We start from the raw sequence: 21,417 nt of genomic DNA, 5'->3' as shown, positions 1-21,417 counted from the left end.
GATCAAAAGCCCATGAAAATCAGGAGTCGGCGGAAGATGCCCGGGCGCTGAGACCGTGATACCCAGCCCTTGCCTTTGTACTCAATGCGCGCGTCCATGATGCGCGAGGACAGCACGACGTTGGCACCAGCGATGTCGACCGGCCGAACCACCCCTTCCAGGCGGATTTCCTGTTCCTCGCCATTGACACGAATCATCTGGTGGCCCCGGATGAACAGGTCACCATTGTCCAGCCTCTTCTCCACACGCGCCGAAATCTGAGCCCGCAGATTGCCGCCGCGCGTGGTGCGGGCCGCGCCATCGCTGCTGGACTCCACGTCCAGACCCACCGAGGACGGACCGGACGCATCTTTGACGCCGGCATCAAACGAGAAACCTGAGTCCTCGGAAGAATTGGCGCGGCTTTCCGCCGATGAAGTCTCCACGATGAGCACTGTCAGGGAGTCGCCGACCTCACGGGCGCGCACGTCGCCGGCCAGGGGACGGAAGCTTCTTTCGTCGTAAAGATTGTCGGCCTGAAGGGGCGAGGCCTGGAGCATCAACAGACCCAGGGCTGGCAGCAGGCGACGCATCGATCGTTTATTCACGGCAACAACTCCACACTATTACTTCCTGTCACCCGCGCAGGCATCGATTTGCCGTCCTGCCCTCGCTTCACCCGGATACGCTCGCCCGGTGCTCCCTCCCCCATGGCGATAGCATCCAGACGCAGGCTGACCTTACCCTGCACCAGCGCCGCCTCGACCCGTGCGCCGGACTCGACGGCGGCAGAGCTCCGCAGGTACCGGGCGTGCAATACATCACCGGCACGCAGGGGGCGCACCAGCCGCTTGCTGCCGGCGGTCCATCCATCGGCGCTCCAGCCGTCACCCGGCAGGGGTTGCATGCGTTCCACCCATTCGAAATCACTCGGCTCTACAGACGTGCCGCTGACCAGCGGCCGGCGAGCCCGCGGCGTGAGCCGCGGAGCGGCAACCTGGAACCACAGCGGGAGGCTGCGCACCGTGCCATCGGCACAGCGCAGGCTCGCGCGGGCTGCCACTCGACCTTCATTCGGCGCGCCGGCCGCTCCAATTGAGATATCCGCGACCGCACCAGTGCAAACCTGTTCCGGCAAGCTGCCCAGCGCGCAGACCTCACAACGCTCCCCGAACTGCCCGCGCAGTTGCGCAGCGGCCTGCCGAAGCAAGGGCTCTTCGCTGCACCCCTGCATCGACCATGCGGCCGGCTGCACACCGGCCAGGGCCAGTGCAAGGCAGGACAGCCAGTAGCGAGGCAAGGGCATTTTCATGATCAGCGGCGCAGGCTGTTGATCTCGGCCAGCACTTCGTCCGCCGCCTGAAGGGCACGGGCATTGAGCTGATAGGCGCGCTGCGCCACGACCAGCTCGGAGAGCTCTTCGATGAAATCGACGTTCGACATTTCCAGGAAACCTTGGCGCAGCTTGCCCAGACCGACTTCACCGGGCTTGCCGTAGAAGGGATCGCCGGATTCGGAGGTGGCAGCATAGAGGCCGCTACCCATGGACTTGAGGCCGGTGGCATTGACGAAGCCGACGAGCTCAAGCTGACCGATCTCCTCGGGGTCCTTCTCGCCCGGCAAGGTGGCCAGGATACGGCCGTCCTGGTCGATGACCAGTTGCGTGGCTTCGGCGGGCACTCGTACGTCGCCGGAAACCCGCAGGCCATCGGTGGTGACTAGTTCCCCGGTCTCGTTCAGGCGCAGCGAGCCGAGGCGCGTATAGGCGAAGCTGCCATCGGCCAGCTGTACCTCCATGAAGCCCTGCCCGAAGATGGCCATATCCAGCGGGCGCTGGGTCTGGCGCAGGTCACCTTGGCTGAAGATCGCCTCGGTGCTGGCCACGGCGGTCCCCAGGCCAACCTGGCGCGGCTTGTCCGCCGCCTCGGAATCTGCCGCCGCGGCTTCCACCGGGCGGTACATGAGATCGGCAAAGTTGACACGCGCCTTCTTGAAGCCTGGCGTGTTGACGTTGGCCAGGTTATTGGACAAGGCATCGAGCCGCAGCTGATGGGCCTGCAGACCGGAGATACTGGCGTAGATCGCGTCGAGCATGGAAATCTTCCCCTGGGAATCGTCTTAGAAATCGCCGCTTCTGTTGATCGCGGCATCCAGCATCTGGTCGTACGCGCGCAGCGCCTGGGCGCTACTGCCGAAATGGCGCACGGTCTGCATCATCGCCACCATTTCCTGCAGCGGATCCACATTGCCGCGCTCGATTGCGCCTTGGCGGATGGAGGCGGTGCCCGCCTCGGGAGCTGCTATCGGAAGCTCCCCGGCCGCGGCATAAAGCCCTTCACCCACGTAGACGAGTTGCGTATCCTCATCCGCCTGCGCCAACAGGATGCGGTCCAGCACGCCGCTGCCGACGCGAACCGCGCCCTGTGCATCGATCTCAAAATCCATGTTGGGCAGGCTCAGCGGCGCACTGCCGGCAAGCAACGGCAGGCCCTGGGCGGTTTGCACGCGACCAGAGGGGTCCATTTCGAAGTCGCCTCGTCGGGTGTAGCGCACACCTTCCGGCGCCTGTACGCGGAACCAGCCCTCGCCCTCGATCGCCAGATCCAGCTTGCGCCCGGTCTGCTGGATCGCGCCCTGACGCTGGCTGCGATGCGCTTCCACCGCGGAGCCCGGCTGCGATCCATCGATCAGCGAGGCGAAGGCGCCGGTACCAACCGGTATTTCTGCCCGATAGGCCGGCGTGGAGGCATTGGCGAGGTTCTGCGCGATGATGCGCAGCCGCTCCTGGTCGTTGGCCAGGGTCGCGGTGACAAGTGCGGCGATATCGGTCATGCGGCTTCCCCTAGTTGACGCCGGCGGTGGCGTGAACGCGAACAGACAAGGTGCTGTTCAGTTCCGAAGTTGAAATGACGTTGAGATGCGGCAGGGAGGCCTCGGTCGCACGGCGCAGGAAGCGCCGCACAGAGGGGGCGCAGATCAGCACCGGCACGATGTTCTGCGCCAGCATCTCCTCGACGTGGCGCGACAACGCCCGCACCAGGCGATCCATCCAGCCCGGGTCCATCGAGGTAGTTCCGCCCTCACTCTGGCGGATGGCGTCGCGCAGGACCTTGTCGGTGGCGGCTTCCAGCGTCAGCACGTGCAGAGAGCCGTCCTTGCTGGCAAAGCGCTGGGTGATCGCCAGGCCCAGCTTCTCGCGTACCCGTTCGGTCAGGGAGTCGTGGTCTTTGACCTGACGGCCGGCCTCAAGCAGGGCCTCCAGGACGAAGTCCATGTTGCGGATAGGGACGCGTTCCTTGAGCAGTGCCTTGAGCACCTTCTGCACGTCGCTCAGCGACAGCACGCCGGGGATCAGCTCCTCCACCAGGCTGGGCTGAGCCTCACGCACCGTACCTACCAAGCGCTCGGTCTCCTGGCGTGTGACCAAGTGGTGGCCCTGATTACGTATCACCTCGGAGAAATGCGTGACCAGCACCGTGAGCGGCTCCACCACGGTGAATCCAGCGGCACGGGCGGCAGCGGCATCGCCGGGAGCGATCCACAATGCCGGCAGGCCAAAGGTGGGGTCACGCGTCTTCTCGCCCTTGATGGCCGTGCCAGCGTTGCCAGGATTGATCGCCAGCACCGAGTCAGGCCGCATTTCGCCCTCTGCGACCGTGGCGCCGAAGAAGCGGATCGCGTAGCTCTGGGGTGAACGGCGCGCTTCCTCGCGCAGGCGCAGGCTGGGGATGATGAGGCCACTCTCCGTCGCATGCTGCCGTCGGAAGGCCTTGACGCGCTTCATGAACAGGCTGTCATCCTGCCCAACCAGCGGCCGCAACGCGGCGCCCAACTCCATCTCCAGGGGCTCTACCGCCAGCGCGGCATAGGACACCCCCTCCTCTCCCGTCGCTGTGGCATCTTCGGCGGACGGCTCGGCCACTTGCTCGCGCGCGCTGGCCCGGTAGGCGACCACGGCAGATGCCACCACCAGCACCAGGATGGCCAGCACCGGCAGCACCGGCATGCCCGGAAGGAATAGTGTGGCGAACAGCGCTCCCCCGAGGATCACGAGGGACTTGGGGTAGCGAGTAACCTGCGACAGCATCTCCTTGGTCAGGTCCGCATCGGTGGCGGCGCGGGTAACCAGGATGCCGGTAGCGGTGGCAATGACCAGCGCCGGAATTTGAGTGACGATACCGTCGCCCACCGTCAGGAGGGTGTAGGTGGCCAGCGCCTCCGACCACTCCATCCCCTTTTGCACCAAACCGATGGCCAGGCCACCGATGATGTTGATCAAGATGATGATAATGCCGGCGATGGCATCGCCCTTGACGAACTTGCTGGCGCCGTCCATCGCGCCGTAGAAGTTGGCCTCGCGCTCGATTTCCTTGCGGCGCTCGCGGGCCTCGACCTCGGTGATCAGGCCCATGTTGAGATCGGCGTCGATGCTCATCTGCTTGCCGGGCATGGCATCCAGCGTGAAGCGCGCGGCGACCTCGGCGACGCGTTGCGCGCCGTTGGTCACGACCACAAACTGCACCACGATCAAGATCAGGAACACCACCAGCCCGATTACGTAGTTGCCCGCTACCACGTGCGAGCCGATCGCCTCGATGACGCGGCCAGCGTAGGCGTCCGTGAGGATCAACCGCGTTGCGGCGACGTTGAGCGACAGACGCAGCAGCGTCGCGATTAGCAGGATCGACGGGAAGGTCGAGAAGGTCAGCGGCTTGTCGGTATAGAACGTCAGTAGCAGGATCAGCGCCGCCAAACAGAAGTTGCTGATCAGCAGGAAGTCCAGCAGGCCCGGCGGTATCGGCGAGAAAAGCACCACCAGGATACCAACCACCGCGGCGATCACGAACAGCTCGGAGCGGGTTCCAAGCATCTGGCGCGACAGGCTGGCGGCGCTCAAGACGGACGCTCCTGCGAGGGCTTGCGCACACTGCGCAGCACCAGGGCTACGTCGCGATAGCTATCCTCCGGGATGTACTGCTCCAGATCGGTGCTGCGATAGAGCGAACGGGCCAGGGGCGGATTCTCCACCACGGGGATGCCGTGACGAAACGCCGCCCGGCGCAGTTTCAGGGCGGCATCGCCCGCGCCCTTGCTGATCAGCTTCGGCGCCGGCATGTCCTCACGGCTGTACTGCAGCGCCACGGCAACATGCGTGGGGTTGGTGATCAAGACGTCAGCATCCTTGATGCGGCCAGCTGAGGCTGCCTTCTTGCGCATTGCACGCTGGATTTCGCGGCGCTTGGATCGGATTTGGGGATCACCCTCACGGCGCTTGACCTCGTCCTTGAGCTCCCGTCGGCTCATGCGCATCTTCTTCATGAACTCCCAGCGGGTGAAGCTCAGGTCCATCAAGGCCAGGCCGAGCAAGCCGAGCAGCAGCACGAATAAGACGAAGCTGGCATGTTCGATCAGCAGATCCGGGTAGGCACCCAGCGGCTGGCGCGTGAGCATCAGCAGATCGGGCAGCAAACTCCAGATCATCCAGAACAGCACGGCCGCCAGCAGGCCCAGCTTGAGCATGGACTTGAAGCCCTCGTAGACCGATCGCATGGAGAACAGGCGCTTCAGCCCCGTGGCGGGGTTCAGACGGGTGAAGTCCGGCTTGAGCGGCGTGAAGGAGAACACCGGCCCGGTCTGCAGGAAGTTGGCGACCACGCCGGCCGCCATCACCAGCAGGAGGAAGGGCAGCAGCAGGAACAGGACGCTCGTGGACAAGCTGCTCATCAGTTCCGTCACCATAGGAATCGTGAGTTCAGTGCGGCCTGCCTCGCGCAGCAGCCCCTGCGTTAAGGTGAAGGTCTTGCGCATGGCCGATTCGGAGAAGGCGATGGTCGCTGCCAGAGCCACCGACAGCACGGCCAGTGAGTTCAGTTCCACGCTCTTGAACACCTGCCCGCGCTTGCGTGCCTCCTCCAGCTTGAAGGGGGTTGCGGTCTCTGACTTGTCCTGGTCTGCGCCCTGGTCGGCCATGATTATCTCGCGACGAGGACCTGCTGCCAGTAGAGAAAGATTTTTTCGAACAGGCTCTGCACGATGCCGCCAGAGAAGCGAAGGGAGATCGCGGTAACCAGCAGGCCGACGAAAGCCTTGGCCGGCAGCGCCACGAAATAGGCGTTGACTTGCGGCATGACACGCGCGGCGAAGCCAATAACCAGGTCCATCAGGATCAGCGCAAAGACCACCGGCGCCACCAGGATGAATCCGTAAACGAACATCAAACCGAACTGCCCCATCACCAACTGAATCGGCAATACCAACGGCGATCCCGCTGGCACGGACTGGAAGGAGAACGCGAAGCCGCGAATCAGTGTGTGGTGCGCATCCAGCGCCAGGAAGATGGTGGCGCCGAGCATGGTGAACACCGCCCCCATCAACGAGCCGTGACCGCGGGTGGAGGGGTCGAACAGGGTGGCGATGCCGAAGCCCATCTGGTAGTCCAGCAGGCGGCCGCCCACCGCGAGCGCCCCGAAGGCGGCGAGGATGCCGAAGCCCAGCAAAGCCCCTAGCAAGACCTCCCGCCCCATGGCCAGGATGAGGCCCATCAGTGTCTGCGGCGCTGCGGGCAGCGCGCCGCCGGCCGCCAGCCCAGCCGTCATCAGCGCCAGCGCCAAGATCAGGAATAGCCGGATGTTCGTCGGCAGCGTGGCGAAGCCCAGCACAGGGGCAAAGGCCAAGGCGCCGGCAATGCGGGCAGCCGCCATCAATAACATGACAATCCACTCGGCTTGCACCACCAGATTCATGTGGTGCTCACCGAACGTAGACGGGTATGTTGGTGAACAGCGTGACGCCGAACTGCACCAGGGTGGCCAGCATCCAGGGCCCCAAAGCGACCAGCACGAAGAAGATGGCCAGCATCTTGGGGATGAAGGTCAGCGTCATCTCCTGAATCTGAGTCACCACCTGGAAGATGCTGACGATCAGGCCCACGATCATGCTGATGCCGACCACCGGCCCGGCCACCAGCATTGCCGTCCACAGCATCTCTTGCGAGAGCTTGAGGGCGAGGTCGGCCGTCATGAGTGCGGCCCCTCGGCCTTGGCTGCGTCACGCTGGCGGCGTTCCAACAGGGCCGCGGTCAGCTCACCCGCGCTGAGACCCCCTTCGACGACGGAGCTTGCCAGCAGCTTCCTCACAACTTCGCTGGCCTGTTCGCGCTCGCCAAAGCGAGCCAGCAGCAGGCTCTCGGCGTAGCGGGCGGAGAAACTCTGCGGATTCAAGCCGCGGCCTCGTCGCGCCATGAGCTTGGCCTCGTCGGTGCGGCCCTGCAAGGCGGCGATCACCGCCATGCTGCCGTGGGTGTCACCGAAATTGCGATCCAGCGCCATGGCCTTGTCCAGGCTCTGCTGCGCGCCGGCCAGGTCATTGTTCATGATCCGCAACCAGGCGAGGCCATGCCAGGTGCCGATGTGGTCCGGCATGTGCTCCACGGCCTTGAGAAAGGCCTCTTGCGCCGGCGTAAAATCCAGGTTCAGCATGTGGGCAAAGGCGCGCCCCGACCAGGCGCGGCCGTTCTGCGGCTGCTGCCGCAGCACCGCATCGAAGGACTCCGCCGCCTGCCGGTGATCCTGCCGCTCCAGCGCGAGGCCGCCCTGTGCCAACAGCGCATGCGGCTCGTCCGGGCGACGCTGCAGCGTCGCCTGGATACGCTGCTCTGCTTCCTCGGCCAGGTTGTCATCGAACAGGGCCAGCGCCAGCAGGCCATGGGCCTCGGCGTCGTCGTCCTTCACTGCCAGGTATTTTTGCAGGTGCAAGATGGTCCGCTGCAAGCCTTCGTCGTCCACGTAGTGCGCGGCCTGCGCAAACAATTTGTGCGCCTGCGGCAACTGCGCCCAGTCGGCGTCGGAAAAATCCGCGAGGGCGTCGATGGCAGCCTGGGGAAAGCCAGCGTAGAACTGCGCGAAAGCCAGGTTATAGCGGATGGCCGGATGCTCATGTCCCGCGGCCAGCAGGGTATCGAAGCAGATGGCCGCGTTGCGGAAATCGCGGCGCTCCAGCGCGTTGACGCCCAGCGTATGCCCTAGAGCGGCGTCTTCCGGATGATGGGCAAGGCCCGAGCCTAGAATCTCCCGCTCAGCGTCCAGGTCACGCAGATCGCGCGCCACGGCGGCGGCATCCTGCACCAGGCGCAGGTTGCCCGGGTCCGCCTGCAGGAACCCGCGCAGGCGCTGCAGCCGTGTGGCTGCGTCGGCATTGCCAGTCAGTGTCACACTCCGCTCCTAGTGCTGGGTGCGGTAGGCGTCAGCGGCATTCAGCGCAACCGGCTCCGCCTTGCCGGAGCGTTCAGCGGCGTTCATAGAGGCCAGCAGATCGCGCGAGCGGGTGAAGTAGAGATTGTCCGCGGGGATGACATCAAGGGCACTGCGCAGCTGGGCCCTGGCCTCACTCCCCTGCCCGCGCCGCGCCGCAGCAACGGCGCGGAAGTACAAGGCCGGCGGATACTGCGCAGACTGCTGCAGCACCCGCTCCCATATGGCCAGCGCCGCATCGGTGTCGCCATCTTCAAAGCGCGTCATGCCGAGCTGGAAGCTGGCGTCGATGTCGCCTGGCTGCGTCTGGAGATAGGCCTCGAACTGCGCGCGGGCCTTGCCGCGCAGGCCCAGCTGCGCATAAACGCGGGCCAGTTCCAGCCGCACCGCCGGCGGGCAATCGCCCAGGGCAGCCGCCTGCTTCAGCTTGGCAAGCCCCTGCTCCACAACGCCTTTTTCAAGATCCATGCGCGCAAGGACCAACAGCTCCTCGCCGTCGAAGACATTCTGCATCTGAACTTCCCCAAGTGATACAACAAACCACTACCGCACCTGCGCGATCGGAGGCCGTCGCGCCATCTATTTATCTAACCCCGGGGCCATTGCGGCAGTGCCGCACCCCATGGCCATCGCATTTGAATCCAAAGCGCGACGATAAACAATCGACAAACTGCACGATGTCACCTGAACTGGGGACAAAGTCTCAGATTCACCCTGGAGATTATTTGGGGTCTCAACAAGGCGGATCGAGCGCGGCCAGCATTTGAATCGAGTCCAGGCGCGGGCGCAACCTGAACCGACTGTCAGGTTTGAGGGGCAATGGGCGGCGCAAACGAGGACTCGTTTGAAAGTCGGCTTAAAGGGGAGGAGTAAATTAACTCTCAGCCGGAAGCCCTTTCATCGGCCTTCCTCTTTTGTAGCTGACCCGCAGCTTCAAACGATGCTCGATTGACTCTTGAATTGGTCGCCGCCCACCGGAACACATAGGTTGATGCCAGTGCTCGGGGCTTCAAAATCTGGTGCGTCCAGACGCTCCTGAAACTTTTCTCGATACGCCTGCTGTCTCGTTCTGCGTCGCCGCTTCCTAATGACATGTAGACATCGTGGCGAAGGGCTGCGGCGCCATCCCTGCCGTGAGCGTTGGCGGCATAGCTCGATCAGGGATAGTCGTTAGGGCGCAGGACCATGCCTGCCGCACGGGATTGAGTTCGATGCGCCGGTAGCAACTCATCAGGTAGTGCTCGGTATCGATCAGGCTGCCCTTGTGGCGTCCTTCCCACAGAGTGCCGCTGCGGCGGTAGCTGATGTTGACGTGCTGCACGTATGGCAGGCCTACCGACTGTAGCAACGGGCGATCGATTTTACTTTCCCCAATTCTATCGGCCGGAAAATACGATTGGTCATCAGAACGTTAGTATGGACCGCGGCTTCAGGCGACAGGCAGGCTTCACGCAGACACTGCAGGTAGTACCGGGGCTCTTCGGGCGCCTAGAAGCAAAGTCGTGATTGTGACCGCGCCGGATCACATAACAAGGAATTCCGGCCAATTAGTAAAGGCACCTGCGCGGCATCTTCCTACCCCTTTAGGCCTGCCGCATGAAGTTCCTCGATTATTTTGAAATTAGAGCGAAATATTCAAGGGTTGCCCTGTCAGCACTACTCTTTTACTCATCCTCTGGTTCTTGAAGACGGTCTAAAAAAGCAGAGAATGAACTAGCCAGAGGCACCAGCGCAAAGTCACCACTTCTCTCGTGTAAAAAGTAAACAACTCCCGGCAAATCTGAACCTCGAAAATCTAGACATACGTAGTCGCCCGAACCAGATCCCACGACAGGGATCACTTTGTCCGGCAATTGTCCGGAAAGATTTTCCAGCGTCGCAAATACCGAAAATTCATCCTCCGCAGACAGACTAAGAAGCACTCCGAAATTCCCAACCCTTTTCTTCCCCTGATCCAAGTACTCAAATACCGACTCATCCGGATTGCTGCCCCCTGAATTGACAAGAACAAATTCGACGTAGTCACGCGGCAGCTTGACACCGAATCCTTCTTCGGCCGCTTCAATTTCGTTAACTTCCAAGGGCGAGCCGGGCTCAAACCAGTTTAAGTCTCTCATTTTCACCTAAACCACATTTCGTGGCCACCAACATGGCCAGTTTTTTCGTGTATTTTCGTAGGAACCAACTGCATACGCCCTAAATCTTGATGGTGGTGCCAAGTAAGGCCAGGAATGTTCGCTTTTCCGCCCTGAATGGCTCTGAGTTGCTGTGCATTGTATCCAGCTGAATCCACCTCTCCGCGTGCGAGGGCGCCCCGCAGATCCCTCGTGGCGGCACGCATATGCGCCGCGCTATCGTCGACGGAGAAGTATTTTTTTGCAATGCGCGTGTCAAAGGCGGAGACATCGTCAAAGATAGGGAACCCTCTCTCATCGAATACAATCTTGGTCACTGGATGTCTTTTTCCAGCCAATGCGACGTTTTTCTCTGTTATAGAGGGCAACGTGCGCGAACTTACTTGACCTGGATATTTTGCCTCCAACGCGTCACCAATGCTGCGCGCATCATATACGTCGTCGCTGCGCTCCGCGGCGCGCCCAGCTTGAGCTGCTTCATCCGCCCCGCCAGCCACCTTGGATAACTTTCCAACCTTGGTTGCCTTACCACCAGGAACGAAGTCAAGCAATCCCTCAGGTAGCAACGCCTCCGACATTCCATACAACACGCCGCCGACATGCAGTAGCACTTCATTATCCGTGCGCGCGGCGTATGCACCCAGGTCGTCCAACTGGCCCTTCACGCCATTCTTGAGGGCAACCAGAGGTTTAATCTCAGTAGCCTTGGCAATCTTCCCCAAACCTTCGGCCGCGTCTCCCAAAATCTTCTTGAACTTGCCGCCAGAGTATTCGAGGCCTCCAGCCTGAACGTCGTCCTCCATGCGTGAGAACAGTTCCAGTGCTGCCAGCGTGCCGTGTCCCAGGCCGTACTCGAACTGTCCGACATTGCCATCCACGTTCAGAGAGAATCCGATGCTGCCGATACCTGCATTCTTGGCGCTGAGCAGGTTCTCAGTCATGAGCGCCGCGGCGATTTCCGCTCCCTCATCTCCGGAAAAGTCGGTGATGCCCAGTTCGCGCTCCACAATGGAGGCAACCTGATGGCCTGTTTCCTCTAGGGCGACGCTATGCAGTTTCGCCTGAGCCATTGGATCACCAGCGCGAGCGGCCGCAAGCAGTTCACTATCGACGAAGCGTTGGCCTGTCTCCTTATTGAAGGCTCCATCGCCACCTAGATTGTCGACGCTTTGGAAGGAGGAGAACTGGCCAGTCTCGATTGCAAGCTTAGCCTTGGCATATGCCTCAGGTGAAAGCTTCCTCTGCTCGGCTAGAGCATCCAGTGCCCGCAACCGGGTCTTCTGCTCCTCTCTCGCTGCCATACGCTGGGCGTCGGAGCGTTGCATCTCTCCAACGACAGCATTGCCAAGCGCGTTGCCGAACGCATCCGCCGCAATCTGCTTGATGTCGACCTTGCCTCCCCCTTGCAAGGCGATCTCAATCAATCGGCCACCCGCACCAGTCAGGGTGCGGTTTAAAGTTTCAGCCGCAATTTTGCCCCACGCCTTTTGACCGAAGGCACCCGCCAGCATGCCCGAACCATCCTTATAGGCCCCGGTGTTGCCGAAGCCCCCCATCACGGCCGCCGAGGCTACCTGGTTCCAAGAGAAGTGGTCCTGCATGCCCATGGCGATGCCAATCCCTTGGTTGGCCGCGGAATTCAGGGCACCTTGCAACAGGCCACGCTGCCAAGTCATGCCTTCCTTGGCGACCTTTAGCCAGCTGAATGAAGTGCCGGCATTGCCTATCGCATTCAGCCCCGCGCCCAGTCCAGCACCCGCGGCAGCCGTCAGCCCGCCCAAGGCAACACTGCGCCACGAGAAACCGTCCTGGACGCCCAGTGCCATGCCAGCGAGCTGGCTGGCAATGGAACCCACTGCCCCACCGATCGCAGCAGCACCCAAAGCAGCGCCCGTAGAAAGACCCGCCACCGCAGTGCCGCTGAGTACAGCTCCCCCCAAAGTCGCGGCCCCAGTGCCGGCGGCAACGCTACCAGCAGAGGCAAACACACCCGCGGCCGCACCTGCCGTATAGACCGTCACCACCACGGCAACGATGATGACAAGGACCGTGAGTAGCCCCCCGCACTTCTTGCCCTTGGGCTTCGGCGGCGGAGTGGCGGGCGTGGTGTCGCCCACGATCTTGCCCGGGTCAATGGGCTTGAAGGTGTCCGAGGTATTGTGGACGTTATCCACAAGGTTGGGGATCGTCAGCGTGCGGCCCGCGGTCAGGGTCTCGTTCTGGCTGAGGCCGTTGGCGTCCGCGATCAGGTACCAAAGCCTGGCGTCGCCGAACACGGCCTGCGCCACGCTGGTGGGCGTGTCGCCATCCATGGTGACGTAGCTACTCGGCGCGAGGCCGGGGTACTGCGCGCTGATGGGCTCGTAGTTGTAGTCAAAGTCGTGCTCGCCGCCCTTCTCGAACCAGCCCTTCTGCTCGCCGTTAGCGTAGAAATAGAATGCGCTGTCGTTGCCCTGGTTTTTGTGCAGGGTCTGGCCAGCGGCATTGACGGTAAACGTGCGGTCGTTGGCATTGACCCGTGAGTCGTCCACCGCGATGAGGGTGCTGTTGCCGTCGTAGGTCAGCGTCGTGGTTGTGGAGCCACCGCTGTTGACGACCGTCTCAGTGCTCTTGAGGTAAGTCTCGCGGCCGAGGTAGCCGATGCTGTAGGTGTTGAGGTAGTAGGACCCCTCCCAGTTCTCGAGGGTGTAGCGCAGCAGGTTGCCGGCATTGTCGTAGCTGTTGAGGCCACCGTCCGCGGCGACATGATCGTAGCGCAGGATCTGCAGGAACCGCAGGTCGCCCCTCATGTTGCGCTGGATGCGCGTACGGCCGTCCAGGTAGTAGTCATTTTGGCGGACACGGTCACGGGCACCGTTTTTGTAGTCCTCCGACCAAATGACGCGGCCTGCCAGGTCATATTGGCGCTTGTGTTCCATCACGCTGTTGCGCGTGATCTGCGTCAGGTGATTGAAATCGTCGTAGGCATAGGCGCGAACCGCAAAGGTGGTGGGGTTCTCGTAGCCGCGCTCCATTGTGCGGTTGCCCGCCAGGTCGTATCCCAGACCAATGCCTTGCGTCGTGCTGATGTCGATCGGTGTGCCGGTCGCACTCTTCACGCCCTGGCTCACCAGGATGCGGTTCATCGCATCGTAGGAGTAGTAGTAGTCGGCTGACTTGGAGCCGACGTAGTCAACCCAGTTCGTCTGTTGGCGCTTCTTGTTGTTCGACAAATCGTAGCTGTAGTCCTGGGACAACCGCAGGGTGCCGCCACGGTATTCGTCCATGCCCGACATGCGCCCCAGAGCGTCGTAGTCGATCTGCGCGCGGCGCGATTCCGTGGCACCCACAATCTCTAATTCGCGCACGCGCTGGCCGCGAATGTTATAGCGGTAGGTGATCGTCTCGATCGTCGGGTTCTTGGCGTCAGTGATGCCGGTCTGATGCCCGGCCTGGTCATATGTATAGGTGAGATCTTGCTTGAACCCACCGTTGGAGGTGGTCTTCTGCGTCTTCAGCTGGCCCAGATTGTCGTAGGTGTAGCCGAAGGTATTTCCGGCAATGTTGCGGTGATCGGTCATGCGGCCGTACTGGTCGTAGGACCAAGTCATCTGCATGCTGGCCTCGTCGAACTGATAGGCCTTCTTGCCGTTGGAGTAGTACCCGGTGTAGACGACGACGTCGCTGGCGTTGATATCCATCCTGACGCGTCCGCGTCCGTCCATCACCATCCTGTGGGTGGCATAGATCGGCTTGCCGTACGTCCAGCCCAAGAGCGTACGTTCGACGCTACGATTGCCATTGGCGTCATAGTCGTACTCGGTGCGCATGGAGTTGAGGCCCAGACCGGTGACGTTGGCCGTCATACGATCGGCGGCGTCATACTCGAAGTATGAGCCGCGCCCCATCGCGTCCTGACGCACCGTCTCTCGGCCAAAGCGATCGTACCCATGGAAGATCGACCCGCCGTCGGCTGCCAGATCGTAGATCACCTGTCCGACGGCATTGTAGGTCTTAGCGTTGACATAGCCACGAGCGTCTACGGTCGAGATCTGCCGGCCCATGTTGTCGTAGCTGTAGTAGGAGACAGCCTTGACACTCGACCCCAGCATATTGCCGCGCTCGTCCATGTTCGGCGTGCTGGTCAGATTGCGCGATCGGATCATCCGGTTGCGCGAGTCGTAATCCATCGCCTGCTCGAGGCCTTCAGTATCGGTCGTGCTGGTGCCGCCCACGCCCTTGCTCCAGACTACGTTGCCCCAGCGGTCGAAGCGCTGGAAGACTATCGGGGTCTTGTAGACGACGGTATCGTTCAGCGAGTTGCCGACGTCGAAGGACGGTTGCTGCTGCTGGACCAGACGGCCGAGGCTGTCATAGAAGTTCTCGATTTTCTGGATGCGCTTGGATGCCGTGTTGGAGAGCGTATGCGCCGACTGCACGGAGGTGGCATTGATGATGTTGGCAGTGTCGCTCTTGTATTCCGCCGTCATCCGTCCCTGCAGGTCATAGGCGTAGATGTGAGTGACGCCGTTCGCGTCGGTCACCTTCCAGGCGCGGCCCGCCTGATCGTATGCATAAGACTCCTGCCGTCCCGTTCCCCAACCGACGATGCCCTTGGCACTTTCCTGCCCAAAGGCGTTGTAGTCGGTCTGCTCGATCGTCCAGTCCGGCTTGGCGTAGCCGTCAATCTGCTTTTCTTCTATCGTCTGGCCGGCGGCATCGTACTTGTAAACGGTGGCACTCAAACGCTCTTCGCCGATTGCGGTGGTAAATGGCGTCCAAGTCTTGCGAATGTTTCCGTAAGCGTCGTAGCTGAAGAAGGTCTTGTTGCCGACGGCGTCCGTTTCCTGGATCAACCGCCCCCAGGTATCGTAGCGCTTGAAGGCCGTGGGATCACTATCCGGGAAGCGCGTGGTGGTAAAGCCGGCATTATCGGCTGTGGTGGCGCCGTAGATGCGGCGAGTCTCCTGCACCACGTTACCCTGGGCATCGTACTGATACTCAGCCAGGGGGCGGAAGTTCGCAGGAGCACCGTCGGTGGGGCGTGCAGCGCCGACGGAAGCAATGCGCCGTCCGAGTGCATCGTAGTAGTTATAGCTGATTGCCCCCTGAGCATCCGTGGCGCTGATAGCGTTGCCCACGGCATCATAGGTCGTGGTGCTGGCCAGGTCGCTCTTCCTCAGCTTGAAGTCAAGGAAATCTGTGCCCTGAACGGCGAAGTCGTAGTACTCCACACCGAGCTGCGCCTGCCGGATATCGCGGCCCAAACGGTCCTTCTCGACGACATAGCGGCGATCGGCGTCATAACGCTGCTTGGTCAGCACCGTATGGTCGTAGTCACGCATGTTCGATTGCGCTTCGGCCGGGGCAACATAGCCGTCGTAGGAATTCCCAGCGTCCCTTGGCGGGCGGGTATAACCCGCGGCGCTGTAGCCGGTCGCCGAGGTTGCATACTCGAGGCTGTACTGCACCGCGCCGCGATTCTCGTAGGTCCACTCGGTGAGATAGCCACCGGAGTCGATCTGGGCCGTCTTGCGGCCACCCCGATCGTAGTAGTGGAAGGTCTCGGCCCAGCTGGGCGTACCTTGGCTGCTCTGCAGCTGGCCCTCGCGAATCACCGCGCCGAAGGCGTCGTAGTCGCGTACGACGGTGGGGGCAGCGCTGAAGAACTGCTGTCCCGCCGCACCCGAGGTGTAGTAGGTGTAGACCGACGACTGCTCCACCTTCTTGGATTGTCCGAGTCGGTCGTAGGTGGTGGTGACGGTGCGGTCTTCGGTCGGCGTCGCCTGGAGTGCGCCGGAGATGTCCTGCTCGGTATAGCTCGTGGCCTGTGGCAGGGTTACCGGACTTGCGTAGCGCTTCACCACCGTCTGATCGCCGAAGGCGTTGTAAGAGTACTCGGTGACGTATCGCCGTGCGTCGATCTCGTACTTCAGGCGCCCCAGCGCGTCGTAGACCTTATCGCTGCGCGCGCCGCCCACATCAAGGTTGGAGACGGCCTCGCCGTAGGCGTTGTAGGTGACCTGCGAAGCCAGGCTCTTCAGCGTCTCCGTGCGCAGCTTGGAGCTTCCATCAACGTCAGTGACGTCGTCGTAAACCATCGCGTCGTAGCGCGTCTCGGTCTGTCGACCGAGAGCGTCGTAGACATACTCCGTTACGCGCTGCTGGACGGTGCCCTTTGCCTCGGTGCGCTTGCGCAGGTTGCCGAGGCCGTCATGCTCGTATTCGGTGACCAGCGCCCGTTCCTCGGGCGTGGGTTCTGCGGAAACGAGCTGTGGGGTCACATAGGCATAGCGCTCATCCGACTGGAACAGGGAGGCAGTGGGAACGAACTCGTACGCCGTGGTACCCGGCCGCAGCCACTTGAGCCAGACATTGGCGTTGCCGGTGTTCTGGAAGTACCGCAACTGGATGGTATAGCGACGTCCCGCTTCCAACTCGATGCCGTCACGGCGCTCGGAAGTACCGTGGTCGTCGTCCCAGCTCACGCCGAGCTGCTGGCCATCGACCCAGAGCGAGTAGCCGTCGTCGGCTCGCACCGAGAAGATGTAGAAACCGCTGACGTCGACCTCAATGCCGCCCTTCCAGTCCACGCCGTAGACCGTAGAACCCAGGCCGGGAAGTGGCTCCACACCGTTCCAGTTGAAGTTGATGGTCGAGTCGACTCGGGTCTGCGAAGCCCCCGTGAGTTCGATGTTGTTGTAGTAGGTTCCGATCAGGCCGTTGGCCGGAGCGTCGCCGCCCAAGCTTGCATTGGCCTTGTACTCCACCATGTTGCGAACGCCGCTGGCGGCGCCGAGTGCGGTGCTTCCGCCCTTGCCGGAAGCTTCGAAGCGGGCATCATCGATACGGGCCTGCTGGCGGTAGACGAAGCCATCCGTGCGCAGGGAGCCCTTCCTGTAAACGTACATGACCGTTTCGTTCTTACCGGCCATGATCTCGACTACGTAGCCGTAGAGATCGTCCCAGTCATTGGCGCTGTCATTGACGGTGCCGAGGTACGTCGAGGCGCCATTGTAGTACGCATAGAGATCGCGCCCCACGAATGATGCCTGCATGCCCGATGTAGCGGTCTGGCCCCTCACGCCCACCCGAATGTCACCGCTTGGCGCCTGCATCGACGGAATTTCGACTTCGCTGCGGAAAACGACGTACTCGCCCGCAGCAAGAGTGCTGGTGGTGTAAACGCGCTGGCCGGTGACGGTGCCACGAGTACTGGCGTTGGTGAACATCAGCAGGCCGGCGGCCGAATCCACACTCAGGCTGCCGGAGGTGTCCAGGCCTTCGCTGGGCAGTGTGCTCGCGGGCTTATCGAAGTTCTGGCCCCAACGCAGGGCACCCTTGAGGCTAGGATCCGGCAGCACAAAGTCGTAGGGGACACCGGCCGGGACGCTCGGCAGGACCATCTTGGTCGACGGCGCGATTTCGCGTTCTACGCGGCCGGCGCCATCGTATTCGTACTGCCAGGTGTGCGCCGTTACCCAAGCCGAATCGGCGGGTTTCTGGTTGCCGGTCTTGTTGATCAGCGTCTTTCGGTTACCAATGTTGTCATAGCCATAGCTCTCGGTGCCGCCCTCCGCGTCAGTCGAGCTGGATAGGCGGCCAGCGCCATCGTAGGCATAGGAAGTGCGGCTGCCGAAGTCATAGACTTCGGACATCGACGTGATATCAATGGTTGCAGTCGGCGCGCTGGGCGCTCCGGTAGCCTGGACGAAGCTGCGAGCCTTGTTCCAGATGAAGCCGTAGGTGTAACGGTATCCGCTCTGGCGCGAGGTACCCTTCTTGTAGACATAGAGCGTGCTGCTACGCCCGACCATCTCTGCCTCGACGATGTACGTGGCGCCGGCGTCAATGGCCCCCAGCTCGATGGGGCCAGTGGACGCTGCGATGTCCGCATACACCTTGCCGTCGATGAAGCTCGCGCCAAGCCGCTGGTAGGCATTTCCGACACCGTCGTTCTCGGCGCCAATCACCAGGCGCCGCCCGGTGGTAACGGAAGACAGGGTCAATTCGCTGCGGAAGACCAGCGGAACACCGCTGACCTCATACAGGCGGTCGCCGCGAGCGGTGGGAGTGATGGTGCCACCGGCATTGGCTTTGCTGGTCACCCTCAGGATGCCAGGCCCGACGCGTGCGATGTAACCCGCCTGGCTTGGCAGGGTCAGGCCCTGCGTGTTCGTAACGAAGTCCTGGCTCCAAAGCGTCGCGGTCGGCGGCAGGCGGTCCGCCACCCACTTGGCGTTCAGCGTGGTCTGGCCCAGCGCCCCGATGTCGAGCGGCTGGTCGTATTCGATGGATTCGAGCAGCTTGCCGGCGGCGTCGTAGCGGTATCCGGTTACTTGGCCCAAAGCGTCAATGTCGTAGACCTTGCGCCCAGCGCCGTCGTAGACGGTGCGCTGGCCGCGCTCCCCATAACCGATCGTCTCGCTCAGGTTGTCGATGGTGGTGCTGGTGGTCACGCCGCCGCCATTGCGCCCCGCCGTCTTGATGACGGTTCTCGCCTGTGACCAGGCCGTAGCGAATTCGAAGCTGAAGCCCCCTTCGGCGGTCTGGCCCTTCTTGTAAATCCTCAGAACGGTGCGATTGGCACTCAGCGTCCATTCCAGAACGTAGGTTCCGTCACTGGGCAATATTCCCAGGAATGCGGAGTTGCCAAGCGCGGGACCTTTGACATAGACGGTCCGCTGCGATGAGAACGATGCGGTGGTGCGACCGCCGGAACCGTCCTCAATGCCGACCTCCAGGTCTTCGACCGTGGGGGTGATGTCCACTTCGGAACGGAAGACGATTGCGCCGCCGACGGGCAGAGTCCGCATTTGGCCGGTGGCCTCCGGGGAGATGGCCCCCGCAGCATCGTTGCGGCTCTTAACCTCGAGCTTGCCCCCAACGACCTGCATGTAGCCGCTCTCAGTCGGCAGCGTCAGGCCCGAAGCGTCGGTGGAGAAATCCTGGGTCCAGACCGCCCCCAGCGTCGGCAGCTTGGCGTTGACATCGGCCACCGTCGGGGTGGCTGAAAGCTGCGTGGTGTCGATGCTATTGGCATAGCGCGTCGACTCGATGACACGGCCAGCTTTGTCGTAAGCAGAACGGCTGACGTAACCGCCGGCGTCGATCTCGAAGACGCGGCGCCCAGCGGCATCGTAGATGTATCTCGAGCGGCGCGTGTCGGCTTGATCAGCGGTTGGCGCGGTGTAGCGGACTTCCTTGACATTATCGACATAGGCCAACTCGCCAGTGGCACCCGCAGGTCCGGCGACCTCGATATAGCTGCGGATAGTGCTCCAGCCACCCTGCGCGACGTCTGTGGCGATAAGATTGCCGCCGTCATACACGTATAGTTGGCTGCCCTGCGCGTAGGCGGATACTTCAATCGTGTAGACCTTGTTGGCCACAACTGTGATGCCCAGGTCCACCAGCACCGGCGCCGTGCTGCCTACGTAGTGAGCACTGTAAAGCTTATTGCCGACGATCAGGGCGCCATGACGGCGGTATGCGGCGCTGGTTGTTGCCTGGTTGTTGTACGCCCCAAAGAAATACTGGCCGTTGCCGACGGTCTCCACCTGGAGCTCGCCGCGAACGGTGAAAGTATTAGCCCCGGTTGCGCGATTGGTCCCGATCGCCGCCACCATGCTGCTACCAGCCGTGCTGGTCAGGCGCAGGCGGCCGCCGGCCGCATCGTGGACGAGACTTGTCTGATTCGCGGGAATGTTGACGCCCGTTGGGCCGGCGTCGAAGTTGGCGTTGAGCAGCTCCGCGGTAGCCGTGGCGCGTAGTTTCTGGATGTCGATACGCTGCGGGAGATCGGGCAGCGCGGCAAGATTGAGCGGCAGCGCGTGACGAGCTGTCTGGATAACGCGGCCGGCCTTGTCGTAGCGGGTTTCGTCGAGGTAGCCCAGCGCATCCAGCGTATAGGTGAGGCGGCCATCGGCATCATAGACATAACGCGTGGCGCGGCTGGACACCGCAAAGCCAGGCTGGCCCACGGCGGCGCGCAGCTGGCCCAGGGCAGCACCTGAAATTCCGTCAGGATCCGAAACCGAGGCAGCGAGCGGGTTGAGGTAACGCACCTCCTTCACCATGCGCCCGGCCTTGTCATAAGTCCTGGCTGTTACCTGGTTCTTGGGATCTACACTGAAAGCCTCGCGATTGAGTTCGTCGTAGACGTAGACCCAATCCTTGAGGTTGGCGTCGCGTTTGCGAACCAGGTTGCCGTTTTTGTCGTAGACGTAGCGGGTGGTCAACGCCTCGCCAGCCGGATCGACTATCTCCGTGACACGACGACCAGCCTTGTCATATTCGTAGTGCGTGGTACGCGTTGCCGCGCCGCTCACCGCCAGGCTGCCGGGCTCTCCGGTTGCTTGTACGCCTTCCTTGAGACGGAGGGTCCGCCCGTCAAGGTCGTATTCATAGACCGTCGCGAGCTTGAGCGGAGCATTTTGTCCCGGGCGCTGCGTGGTATCGACGACCACAGCTTGCACGCGACCTTTTCGATCGAAGAGCGTTTCGGTGACCGCGCCTTCCGTATCGGTCACCCGGATAGCCGCGCCGAAACTGTCGTAGCCGTAGCTGGTGCTCAGATTCAGGCGAGGCTGCCCTGTAACTGGGCTGTTGTCGCTGCCAAAGTCGACCGTACGCGTAAGCACGCGGCCGGCGGCATCGTACGTATAGCGCGTAACGCTATCTTCTTGGTTGATAGTGCGGCTCAGCTGACCGGCGGCATTGTATTCGCTGGTGAAGAAGAACCCATTGGCATCGGTCTCCTTGACCAAGCGACCGTCTTGGTCATAGAGCCACTCGGAGGCCTCCGTAACGCCGTTGTTGTCCAGGCTGACGCGCAGACGACTGCCGAATTCGTCATAGGTAACGCTGGTGACCACTCCCTCGGGCGTTGTGGTCTCGACCTTGCGGCGTCCCTGGTTATCGAGGACATAGCTGTAAAGGGTGACGAGACCCAGCTTGTCCGTCTGCGTCAGCACCTGGCTGAAGGCGTCGTAGGCGGTGACCGTCCCCTGGTTCAGCGGATCGGTGGTCGTAACCAACCTGCCCAGCTTGTCGTAGGAGGTCTTCCAGTTGCG

The 21,417-nt window shown here is 62.1% G+C and carries 12 protein-coding genes; all 12 read right to left on the bottom strand.

Annotated features, from left to right (window positions below; genetic code table 11):
- Positions 1–2: 2 nt before the first annotated feature.
- Positions 3–572, bottom strand: coding sequence for a flagellar basal body L-ring protein FlgH (locus QT386_RS22155; RefSeq protein WP_289275929.1), 570 nt, complete (start codon positions 570–572; stop codon positions 3–5).
- 11 nt (positions 573–583) lie between these two features.
- Entirely contained in the window at positions 584–1,291 is a 708-nt protein-coding gene (gene flgA, locus QT386_RS22150; RefSeq protein WP_289275928.1) for a flagellar basal body P-ring formation chaperone FlgA, read from the bottom strand.
- 2 nt (positions 1,292–1,293) lie between these two features.
- Positions 1,294–2,073, bottom strand: coding sequence for a flagellar basal-body rod protein FlgG (gene flgG / locus QT386_RS22145; protein ID WP_289275927.1), 780 nt, complete (start codon positions 2,071–2,073; stop codon positions 1,294–1,296).
- Positions 2,074–2,097: 24 nt separating this feature from the next.
- Complete coding sequence (locus QT386_RS22140; RefSeq protein ID WP_289275926.1) at positions 2,098–2,811, bottom strand: flagellar hook-basal body protein; 714 nt, start codon at positions 2,809–2,811, stop codon at positions 2,098–2,100.
- 10 nt (positions 2,812–2,821) lie between these two features.
- On the bottom strand, positions 2,822–4,876 hold the full coding sequence (gene flhA, locus QT386_RS22135; RefSeq protein WP_289275925.1) for a flagellar biosynthesis protein FlhA: 2,055 nt from the start codon (positions 4,874–4,876) through the stop codon (positions 2,822–2,824).
- A complete protein-coding gene (locus QT386_RS22130; RefSeq protein ID WP_289275924.1) occupies positions 4,873–5,949 on the bottom strand; it encodes a flagellar biosynthesis protein FlhB in 1,077 nt (358 codons plus the stop codon). The genes flhA and QT386_RS22130 overlap by 4 nt, the downstream gene beginning before the upstream one ends.
- 2 nt (positions 5,950–5,951) lie before the next feature.
- On the bottom strand, positions 5,952–6,722 hold the full coding sequence (locus tag QT386_RS22125) for a flagellar biosynthetic protein FliR (protein WP_289275923.1): 771 nt from the start codon (positions 6,720–6,722) through the stop codon (positions 5,952–5,954).
- Between the two features lie 7 nt (positions 6,723–6,729).
- Positions 6,730–6,999 (bottom strand): flagellar biosynthesis protein FliQ, encoded by a 270-nt coding sequence (gene fliQ / locus QT386_RS22120; RefSeq protein WP_289275922.1) that lies wholly within the window; start codon positions 6,997–6,999, stop codon positions 6,730–6,732.
- Positions 6,996–8,189: a tetratricopeptide repeat protein gene (locus QT386_RS22115; protein ID WP_289275921.1), complete on the bottom strand. Its 1,194-nt coding sequence runs from the start codon at positions 8,187–8,189 to the stop codon at positions 6,996–6,998. Before QT386_RS22115 ends, fliQ begins: the two co-directional genes overlap by 4 nt.
- A 9-nt stretch (positions 8,190–8,198) precedes the next feature.
- Positions 8,199–8,741 (bottom strand): lipopolysaccharide assembly protein LapB, encoded by a 543-nt coding sequence (locus QT386_RS22110; protein ID WP_289275920.1) that lies wholly within the window; start codon positions 8,739–8,741, stop codon positions 8,199–8,201.
- Positions 8,742–9,892: 1,151 nt separating this feature from the next.
- Positions 9,893–10,345 carry an SMI1/KNR4 family protein gene (locus QT386_RS22105; RefSeq protein ID WP_289275956.1) on the bottom strand — a complete coding sequence of 151 codons (453 nt, stop codon included), beginning with the start codon at positions 10,343–10,345 and terminating at the stop codon, positions 9,893–9,895.
- Between the two features lie 2 nt (positions 10,346–10,347).
- Positions 10,348–21,390 (bottom strand): PA14 domain-containing protein, encoded by an 11,043-nt coding sequence (locus tag QT386_RS22100; RefSeq protein ID WP_289275955.1) that lies wholly within the window; start codon positions 21,388–21,390, stop codon positions 10,348–10,350.
- Positions 21,391–21,417: the final 27 nt, after the last annotated feature.

Source organism: Solimonas sp. SE-A11, assembly GCF_030345715.1.
Classification (GTDB): Bacteria; Pseudomonadota; Gammaproteobacteria; order Nevskiales; family Nevskiaceae; genus Solimonas_A.
This window is presented reverse-complemented; position numbering and strand designations above follow the sequence as displayed.

Bases quoted from the DNA above. Each gene is read 5' to 3' on its own strand.
- QT386_RS22155 (WP_289275929.1), bottom strand. From the start codon at position 572: ATGCGTCGCCTGCTGCCAGCCCTGGGTCTGTTGATGCTCCAGGCCTCG.
- flgA (WP_289275928.1), bottom strand. From the start codon at position 1,291: ATGAAAATGCCCTTGCCTCGCTACTGGCTGTCCTGCCTTGCACTGGCC.
- flgG (WP_289275927.1), bottom strand. From the start codon at position 2,073: ATGCTCGACGCGATCTACGCCAGTATCTCCGGTCTGCAGGCCCATCAG.
- QT386_RS22140 (WP_289275926.1), bottom strand. From the start codon at position 2,811: ATGACCGATATCGCCGCACTTGTCACCGCGACCCTGGCCAACGACCAG.
- QT386_RS22130 (WP_289275924.1), bottom strand. From the start codon at position 5,949: ATGGCCGACCAGGGCGCAGACCAGGACAAGTCAGAGACCGCAACCCCC.
- QT386_RS22125 (WP_289275923.1), bottom strand. From the start codon at position 6,722: ATGAATCTGGTGGTGCAAGCCGAGTGGATTGTCATGTTATTGATGGCG.
- fliQ (WP_289275922.1), bottom strand. From the start codon at position 6,999: ATGACGGCCGACCTCGCCCTCAAGCTCTCGCAAGAGATGCTGTGGACG.
- QT386_RS22110 (WP_289275920.1), bottom strand. From the start codon at position 8,741: ATGCAGAATGTCTTCGACGGCGAGGAGCTGTTGGTCCTTGCGCGCATG.
- QT386_RS22105 (WP_289275956.1), bottom strand. From the start codon at position 10,345: ATGAGAGACTTAAACTGGTTTGAGCCCGGCTCGCCCTTGGAAGTTAAC.